2 protein-coding genes are annotated in these 2054 nt (G+C 44.2%); both read right to left on the bottom strand.

Annotated elements, in window-relative coordinates:
- On the bottom strand, positions 1-1091 hold a 1091-nt coding region (fliF, locus tag Q0314_RS02810; RefSeq protein ID WP_298056271.1), incomplete at its 3' end, for a flagellar basal-body MS-ring/collar protein FliF.
- Positions 1092-2054 (bottom strand): histidinol-phosphate transaminase (hisC, locus tag Q0314_RS02815; RefSeq protein WP_298056274.1); only part of this gene is annotated, 963 nt, incomplete at its 5' end.

The raw sequence follows: 2054 nt of genomic DNA on the forward strand, positions 1-2054 counted from the left end.
GCGGCGCTTAGGCGGTTTATCTTAGCAAACTGATCCTTGACGCGCTCGACTTTTTTTGAGATTTCATAGTTTGTCGTAGATGAGCTTTTTGAGTACAGCTCTTTCATTTTACCGTCTTGCAGGCCTTCGACCGGACCGATATTGCTCACAGCTCCCGGCACGCCTTGCACTTCGGCTTCTTTACTACCTTGGCGTTTTTCTTCGACGTTTTGTTCGCTTCTAGCTACAGAGTTTGGATCAAAGGTCTCGCTTTGGCTATCTTTTCTAGCAAAGTCAAAGTCTATCGTTACTTTGGCTACGACCTTATCCGAGCCACCAACGATAGGCGATAGGACGTTTATGATTTTTTCTTCGAGATTGTGCTCGGCGTCGCGTTTGTAGCGGATTTGTTGCGTGATCTGATCGCTATCGTATTCGCCGTCCTCCTCGCCAAGCGGCACTCCGTCCTGGCTCACGATTTTGACTTGCTCTGGTTTTAAATTTGCCACCGCTGCAGCGACTAAATTTTTAATGCCGGTAATTTGTTTTAAATTTAAGCTCTGTCCGTCTTTTAAATTTAATACGATAGACGCACTTGGCGGCGTGGCTCGCTCGGTAAAAATCGTTTCTTTCGGTATAGCTATACGCACGATGGCTTTATTTATCGGCGCTAGACTTTCGATCGTGCGAGCTAGCTCGCCCTCGAGCGCGCGCTGAAATTTAACCTTTTGCTCGGCATCAGTTGCGCCGAATTCTTGCTTATCGAAAATCTCAAATCCAACCTTGCCGTCTTTTAAAATCCCAAGCGACGCGATCGAGATCCTCTCGCGGTAAACGTCCGAGTTTGGCACCAAAATCGTGCCCTCGTTTAAAATTTTATACTTTACCTTATCTTTTTCAAGTTGCTGGATTATCAGCGCAGAGTCTGCGGCGGAAGTGTTTTCAAAAAGTACGCTATAGCCGTCGTAGTTTTCGTTTGAGCTTTTGTGAATGCTCAAAAACACTAAAAAACCGACCACGAGCACGACCGAGCCCGCGGCGACTAGGCGCTGTCTTAATGAGAGGTTGTGATAGACCTGTCCGATTTGTTGAATTGCGGTTTTGAAATCCATTTACTTTAAATTTCCCCCAATTTGTTTTAAAACTACGTCGTTTTGACTAGGCAGTCCGATCGTTATGCGAACCGCGTTTAATCCGTAACCTTTTAGATCACGTAAAATTATACCTTTTTTTAACAGATTTTGAGCAAGCTCGCTCGCGTTTTGACGCTCAAACTCAAAAACGATAAAATTCGTAAAGCTTAGTAGATGCTTTATGCCGTGAAGATCGGCAAAATCTTCATATTTTTTCATCTCTTCAAAATTTGTTTCAAGCGTCATTTTTACAAATTCTTCGTCTTTTAGCGCCTCTATGGCCGCTTTTAAGCTAAGCGTCGTTATGTTAAACGGCGCCCTTAGTTTTCCAAGCTCGTTCATCACGCTTTGCTCGCCGATGCCGTATCCCACACGCATACCGCCAAGGCCGTAAGCTTTAGAAAACGTGCCCAGATATATCGCGTTTGGAAATTTAGCTATGAGTTCACGCGGCTTTATCTCTTTTTTTGCGTCTTTAAATTTAGCAAACTCCTGATACGCGCCGTCGATAACCACGAGTGTATCGGCGTCAATCTGCTCTAAAAATTTATAAATTTCTTCAGCATCCAGGCAGCCTCCTAGCGGATTATTCGGTACGCACAAAAATACTACTCCGATCTCGTCTTTTTTAGCCTTGTAAATTTGCAAAAACTCGTCTAGATCGTGCTCTTTACTATCAGTTTTAAAAACCTTTGCACCCGCTGCTTTGGCGTAAATTTCATACATAGCAAATGTTATGCCTGCAATCAAAATTCCCTTGTTTGCGTTTGCTTTTGCGTGCACGGCAAATTCTATTATCTGATCGCTTCCGGAGCCTATTACGATAGATTTTGCGCTAACGCCAAAATTACTAGCTAGCGCAGCCTTTAGCTCAAAGTAGCTGTCGTCGGGGTAGAGGTGCATTTTATTTACTATCTCGCCGACTGCTTTTACTACCGCAGG

The sequence above is a fragment of the uncultured Campylobacter sp. genome (assembly GCF_938040115.1).
In the GTDB taxonomy this organism is placed as follows: Bacteria; Campylobacterota; Campylobacteria; order Campylobacterales; family Campylobacteraceae; genus Campylobacter_A.